This is a genomic window from Desulfonatronospira sp. (assembly GCA_003563255.1).
Classification (GTDB): domain Bacteria; phylum Desulfobacterota; class Desulfovibrionia; order Desulfovibrionales; family Desulfonatronovibrionaceae; genus Desulfonatronospira.
The window spans coordinates 1-7,765 of record PWSL01000107.1; the positions used below are offsets into that span (position 1 = coordinate 1).

At 50.1% G+C, this 7,765-nt stretch carries 3 protein-coding genes; all 3 read right to left on the reverse strand.

The features are described from left to right. The coding region (locus QZP87_RS03120) for a PocR ligand-binding domain-containing protein (protein WP_291321456.1) at nt 1-1,652 on the reverse strand (1,652 nt) is incomplete at its 3' end. A gap of 289 nt (nt 1,653-1,941) precedes the next feature. Further along, a complete protein-coding gene (locus QZP87_RS03125; RefSeq protein ID WP_291321457.1) occupies nt 1,942-6,615 on the reverse strand; it encodes a PAS domain S-box protein in 4,674 nt (1,557 codons plus the stop codon). A gap of 776 nt (nt 6,616-7,391) precedes the next feature. Then, nucleotides 7,392-7,538 carry a hypothetical protein gene (locus QZP87_RS03130; RefSeq protein WP_291321458.1) on the reverse strand — a complete coding sequence of 49 codons (147 nt, stop codon included), beginning with the start codon at nt 7,536-7,538 and terminating at the stop codon, nt 7,392-7,394. Between the last annotated feature and the right edge of the window lie 227 nt (nt 7,539-7,765).

Consider the following 7,765-nt stretch of genomic DNA (forward strand, 5'->3'; position numbering starts at 1 on the left):
ACCCTGGACAGATCCAGGATGTCCGACAAGAGGCGGGTAAGGCGGTTAGCAGCGGCAATGCCCAGCTCAACGTACTCATTTTGCTCATGGTCCAGATCAGTGATGGACTGCAGAAGCTGCAACATGCCCAGAATGCCGTTTAGAGGGGTGCGCAGTTCGTGACTCATGTTGGCCAGAAACTCGCTCTTGGCCTGGTTGGCTGCTTTGGCCTGTACCTTGGCCTGTTCTTCTGCATTCAGGCTTCTGGCCAGTTTAAGATTGCTCCAGCTCAAGGTGGAGATAAGGGTGGCAAAACGGGCATAGAATTGCATGACCTGATCCACGGTCTTGCGGTCCCAGCGCGGGACTCGATGTAGAGCATCGATGTATGTTTCCTCGTCAAAACCGTACCTCCTGGCCTGGGATCGAAATACGTCCTCGTCCAGGACTTCGTCCTTAAATAGAAATTGTCCAAGAAACAGGTTGCCCAGGTGATTGCCGCCCACGACAATAGGGGTGGCAATATCCCACATGTTGTTTTTGCACTTGTAAAGTTTGAATTCACCCGGGGCAACTCCAGAGGAAAGAACAAGATCGCTTTTCAGGCAGTTTTGAAGGGTTTCAGGGTGCCGGCGATGAAATTTGACGCAGATATCCTGCCACCCTGTGGCAACGAGTACGTTCCCCTTGAGGTCGACAATAGCGACGCCTATATTGGTTAAGGCAAAAAAATCGTTCATTAAGGCCTGGACGCTTTCTACATCCAGGATATCGCCCAGTTCCAGCGTACCGATATCGCCTTCAGGCTGGAGCATGGCTTCCAGTTTGGCACTAACCCGGGCCTCGCTCTCCCGCAGCGCCTCCTCGGTCTGTTTGCGTTCGGTGATGTCCGAAAAAGAAACAACAACCAGATACGGTTTTGCATAGTCAGGTTTGAAAATCGGACGGGTGTTGATTTTCAGCCAGGTTATGGGCTGATTGTTGCGCTTGATCCCCATAATTACATTGTTACAGGGTTCTCCAGTGCGCAAAGTGTGTTGAGAAGGGAAATCGTCTCCAACATACTCGGTTCCATCTTCGTGAATGAATTTTGTATCAAAAACCTCTGGTGTTTGACCTCTGGCATGTTCAATATCCAGTCCGAAAATCTCTGAAGCGGTTTTATTCCAGTGCACGAATTTGTCCGAGGCATCTTTCAGAACTATTCCCTCGCCCACAGTTTCATTAACTGTCCGAAACAGATCCCCGCTCTCCCGCAGCGCCTCATCTGCCTGTTTGCGGTCGGTGATGTCCGTAACAAACCCTTGGTAATGAACAATACTTCCGTCCTTGTCCCGTACTGCGCGGGCATTCATGGATCCCCAGAACTCGGTTCCGTCCTTACGCCTGAACCGGCATTCATAATTCACCAATTCACCCTTTTCGCTCAAAAGAAGTTTGAACTCTTCCCTGTCAGCAGGATCGGCATATAATTGTGACGCAAGGTCCGTGACCGACTCCATCATGTCCTGCGGTGAATCATACACTAACATTCTGGCCAGAGCGGGATTGACAGAGAGTAACTTCCCCTCCGGCGTGGAAGTATAAATACCTATGGGGGCGTTTGTGAACAGATCCTGACACTGTTCCGGGGAGGGAATGGAAAAGTCTTTGAAAGCGGTGTTCTGTGACATGATTTGCTCCAAGCAGGTTTGGGTAAGACAATAAAAATACCTGAAACTTCACGCTAGACTTGTTGCCAGGGCCATGGGCAGTCCCAGCCTCCCATCAAATGATGCTTTCGAATGGTATTCCTTTCAAGCTCACTTTCTGACTACTGCTACAATAATAGCCGTTATGTCGCCTGCAGTATCCTGCATACTTGAAAATAGCCTTTTGCAGGTCTTTTAACCGTAATGGCTGCAAACCCCAAACGAGTCTGATGAGTAAAAAAACTGCAGAAAGTAAGGCAACCCATTCAGATTATCTCTTGTTATCAAGCAGACCCTTCAGGGACTGGACAAGGTCCATGAGCATATTCTCCAGGTGTGGGCTTTCCTGCTTTTTAGACTCTTCATGCACTTCTGTGGCTTGGTGCGTTATCCTGTTGATACATAGGGTGCCAGTAGCTCCTTTCAACTTGTGGGACAGCCGGTTTATCTCCTGAACGTCTCCTTCTTTCCAGGCTGTCTCAAGACCGCTTATGTAGCCCTGGGCTTCGTTATGCACAAAGCTATCCATCATCTCCCGCCATATTTGCGTATCGCCCATAAAACGCATGTACACCTCATCCATATCCACAACATCGTGCAACTTTGCATCCAAAGCTGTCTCTTCTTCTGGGTCTTTTGACGGCCCTGCCTGCCCTGAGTAAACCAGCCTCTGTATTTCCTGCTTCAATCCTTCAGGATCCACAGGTTTGGGCACATATCCGTCCATGCCTGCCGCAAGAAAACTGTCTTTTTCTTCCTGCATGGCGTAGGCGGTTAAAGCAATAATCGGAATTCGGTTATGGGATTCAGGGATTGGGGAATTCTGGGATTCAGGGATTGAGGAATTCAGGGATTGAGGGATTTGGGAATTCAGGGATTGAGGGATTTGGGAATCCAGGGATTCAGGGATTGAGGTATACTGGGATTCTGATCGATCCGTCGCTCCATCGCTTAAGTCGCTCCCTCGCTCAGCGGCGCGAATCCTTTGCGTGGCCTCCATTCCGTCCATGCCCGGCATCTGTATGTCCATGAGTACAAGATCAAACCGGCCCTCTTGATACGCCTGCACTGCTTCCTGACCAGTGTAAGCCGAATGCACCCGGTGACCATCCTTTTCAAGCACAAAGCGGATATAATCATGATTGAGCTGCACATCCTCGACCAGCAGAATATTCAGAGGAGCTGATCTACTCTCTTGTGGTTCTGTTTTTTGAATATGCACTGCCGCATGCTTCTGGCCCACAACCTCAAAAGGAATTACAGCAGCAAATGTGCTGCCCTCTCCAGGAGCGCTTACAACACTTATGTTTCCACCCATCAGCCGGGTTAGTTGCCTGCAGATGGTCAGCCCCAGGCCTGTACCCTGGTGGCTCTTGTTGAAAGAGCTGTCCGCCTGGGTAAAGCTCTCAAAGATATCTGTCAGCTTATCCTCCGGGATGCCCGGACCAGTATCCTGCACCTCGAACCTGACAACCTGCCTGGAAGAATCATCCTGGCTGTCAGCAGGCCTCGCTCTCAATGTCACCTGGCCATGACTGGTGAATTTCACAGCATTGCCCACCAGGTTGCGCAGTATCTGCTCCAGGCGACTGGCATCCCCCAGAAGACTATCCTGAACTCCCGGGTCAACGCTTTTGGACAGCCTGATGCCTTTATTCTCTGCCTGAGCTGCGTACAGTCCCTGCACCCTGTCCAGCACGGCAGACAAAGCAAACTCCCGGCTGCTGAGCTCCATCCTGCCTGCCTCCACCTTGGACAGGTCCAGGATATCGTCGATGATCCGCTGCAGGGACCTGGCCGATTCCCGGGTCATATCCATTATACGCCTGCCGTTCTCGCTGCTTATCTCTGATGCCAGCATCTCCATGGAGCCCATGATACCTGTCAGCGGAGTGCGGATCTCGTGGCTCATATTGGCCAGAAAAGTTGATTTGGCCCTGTTTGCAGCTTCAGCCTGCTCTTTGGCCTGAACCAGTTCCTGTTGGGCCTTTTCCAGCTCTGAAATATCTATAGACACCCCGAGGGTACCCATCCAACCGTGCACATCAAAAGGATAGACAGTGAACAGGCACGGAAATTGTTCCCCGCTTTTGCGCACCTGCCAGGCCCGTCCATGCCAGGCCTGACCCTGGGCTATTCTTGCGTGGATCTCTGGAAAAATTTCTATATCCTCCTGGGAATGCAGTATGGCAACTGACCTTCCGAGCACTTCCTCCCTGTTGTAGCCAAAAAGGTTTTCAGCGCCCGGGCTGAATTCCCGGATCAGTGCGTCCTGCTGGTCCGCAGTAGGCTCTGTCATCACGAATGAAACATTCTGCGCAGCCTTTAGAATCAACTCCAGCTTTTGCTGTTGAAGCTTCATCTCCGTGATATCTCTGCCTACACTCTGGATTTCGACTATGTCCCCGCTGTCGCTGAATATGGCACTGTTCTCCCAGTGTATCCAGTAAAATCCGCTCGGAGTCACTAGTCTGTGGGCTATCTGCACTCTGTAAGGATGCTGATGTACTTTTTCCAGATTTGCTAAAAGATCTTCAAAATCATCCTCATGCACGTAAGGAATAAAGGGACTTCCCAGAAGTTCTTCCCTTTTTTTGCCAAAGATCCGGCAACAGGTATCGTTGACATATGTAAACAGGCCATCCCTGTCTATTCTAGCTATGGCATCATGCTGGGATTCCACCAGGCTGCGGTAGCGCTCTTCGCTCTTTTTAAGGGCTTCCTCCGCCAGCTTCCGGCTGGTTATATCCCGCAGCTGCTCCACAATCTTGACCACTTCCCCATGCTCGTCCACAATAGGTACACTCCGGCAGTCGAGGTATATATCCAGCTCCGGGACATACTTCTCCAGTTGAGCTAGTTCTTTAGTGCACAAGGCTATTCTGGTGGCGCACTCCTCGCATTCCCTTTCTTTGCCTATAAGCTCGAAACACTTTTTGCCTCGCACCTCCTCCGGGGTCTTATTCAGGACCTGGTATCCAGTCTTGTTGTAGCGCTCGATACTGTGATCCGGGTACTGGATAGCCAGTATATCTGGAATGCCATTGATAATGGCTTCCAAAATATTAACCTGCTCTTTCAGCTCCTGCTCCAGCCTTTTACGCTCGGTTATGTCCACCCCTATGCCCAGTACCCCTTTAATCCTGCCATCTCCACCGGCAAGTGCGGATTTTATGGTCTGGAGCATATGCTTCCGGCCGTCTTTATAGGTCACTTCCTCTTCAAGATGACATGGATCATATCCGCTCAAAACCATGTCATCGCTCTTTTTACATACAGCCAGCTCCTTAGATGTCAGGCTTACAGAATCAGTGCCGAACCCGGTTTTTTCCCGGAAATATCTGTTGACCAGCAATGGCGTCTGATCATGATCCACCACCCAGACGCCCACAGGTGCATTATCGAAAATTGTGGACAGCAGGGCCTGGCTGTCCCGCAGCGCGTCCTCAGCCAGTTTGCGCTGGGTTATATCCCGGACAAATTCGATGACTCCCCTGATCTCGCCTGTTTCCGAATTCCGCAGGGGATAGCTGTATATTTCCAGCCACTGATCTGTCCCCGGCAATCCGGGAACCACTTTACTTTCCACTTTTCCGCTGCGCATGCAGGCCAGTGAGGGGCACCCGGGACAGGCGTCTTCCCGTTGATGAAAGGCCTCAAAACACTTCTTCCCTGCCAGGGGAGCACTGTCCTTGTACCACATCTCCATGACCCTGTTGACGAAGGTGATGTTCAGATCCCTGTCCAGAACACTTATGCCGTCCTTAATGCTTTGAAACAAATCCGTGAGAAACTGCTCCTTTTCCTTGATGCTCTTCTCATATTCCTTGCGCCGGCTTATATCGCTGAACACCACAACCGACACGGCTCCCTGTTCATCATCCTGCATGGGAGCAGCAAAAACCTCCACTGGAAACACCTGGCCGTCTTTTTGCTGAAAGTATTCCTCAGCTCTATACTCCTCTCCCCTGCTTACCGTGCAAAAAAAGGGACACTCTTCAAGGGTACTCCTGACTCCTTCTTCATCAAAGTGATAGTGAAACAGGTCATGGGCCTGGCTGCCCAGCAGCTCTTCCTGGCTATACCCCAGAATCGATGCGGCTGCCGGGTTGGCAAAGACAACCCTGCCGTTCCTGTCCATGACATAAAGCCCCTCACCCATACTGTCGGTAACGGATTGAAGCCATTTCTTCCCGGACCGAAGTCTTTTTCTTTCCGCAGAAAGTTTTTCTGACTGCTGTAGTATACGCTCCAAAAGCATCTCCCGGCGGCTGAAAACCCAACCACCGGACAGAATTAAAAAACCCAGCAGAAAAGTTACCGAAGCTGGAAATACTGCAGCCTCAACCAGGAGATCTTTCCAGTGCGAGGCCTCGATGTCCAGACCCAGTACAGCCATGACCTCACCGGTTCCTGGATCTGCCACCGGCACAAAAGCAGACACCCATTCCCCCCATTGGTCAGACAAAGGACCCTCAGTGAATGGCTGGCCATGGTCAAATACTCTTGATAATTCACCAGAAGCTACCAGATACAACTCTCCTGGCCCGGCAGGAGGAAGGTCGCCTTCTTCAGGCTCTGCATAAGGAGTATCCACAAAGAAAAAGACATTGCCATCCTGATTTATGCCCATGAGATAGAGGTCAAAATATGGATATACAGCGCTTTGCTCATAATACTGCTCAATACGGAACAACTGCTCCACCAGGGCCTGGTAATCAGGATTTGCCTTGTCTTGCTCGCTGCCTTCCAGTGATTTCAGCCGGTCCAGATGGATGGAGTTCTTTATCACCATGGCCTCATGGACCAGGTTCTGCTTTAGCTCAAGATCCTTACTGCTGACAACCCACCAGGTTGCACCAGCCCCGGCCAGAATGACCAAGAGGAGCAAGCCCAAAGTGTACAAAACAATTTTTCTACTGTGTGTGGAATGGATAAAATTCATAACCAGCATCCTGCATGAATTAAAACTGTAAACGATCAGAGGACCGGGTATCGGCCTGGGACTGTCCCTCACTTATTGTCCCTCACTTATCACTTATTATCCCTCATCGAGACTGCAAATGGCGTGACCGGGGACTGTCCCTGCTAATCACGTTGGAGTAAAGCTAAACCTACAATGAAACTTATTTGTGCCTCAAGGGGACTGGCTCTCCCAGTACTTGTTTAATAAGGTCTGTTTTTTTCTTCAACAAAAAAACAAGGGCTGGGGTGCCTGACCCTGCTTTCCATTAGAAATCAAAGTTCGAAAAGACACCCAGACCCTGAAGGAAGGCCAGGAACAACTATCCCGCTACATGACAACCCTGGGCTGCGACGAAGGCTGGTTAGTGATCTTTGACCGGCGCGTAAAGCCTTCCTGGAAAAGCAGGCTGTTCTGGAAAACCGTAAAGGTTGACCAGCACACTATTCACGCCGTGGGGTGCTGAAGTTTTTTTAATTTTGAGCAGTAGCGCGGAGTGTCTGTTCCCTGTTTTCTTTGAAAGCACTAATGCCGGCTTGGCCCGCAACCCAAAAAAAGATATTTTAACTGCCTGTTGGCCCCTGTTGAATGGCTGCGCCTACACTTCGTGTATTCAACTGGGTAAAAAGATTTACCCGGTTGAATACGGCTTTGCCGTAGACTGAAGGTCTATTCAACACATGACGATTTGAGCACGGCTTCCTGCCCGGAGGCTTACAGCCCGGAGGGGGCTGGCTCTCCCGGCACTATAGTTCCGGTCATATGACTTGATACTTAATTTGTTTTATCGAGAGCGGCACCATCTCTTGCTCATGAAGGTCATCTGTGGCACGGTCAAAATACTTTTTCAGGGCAAATATTATTACTCTCTTTTCCTCTGGTGTGAGCAATTTGCCTTGCCCCATAATTTGCTCCTTTCTGTAATAATCAGCTTCAAGGGCTTAATATATTTAATTTTTTAGATTTAAAAAGTATCAAGTCATATGACCGGAACTAAAATTTATCTAACGCGGGCTCTGCCCGCAACCCAGATAAGAAAAGAGTTTTTAGCCCACCCCAGTAAAATGGGAAGAAATTTTACGGGGCAGGCAGATCACACCCAGTGAAATCCGTCCCAGTGAAACCCCCTTTG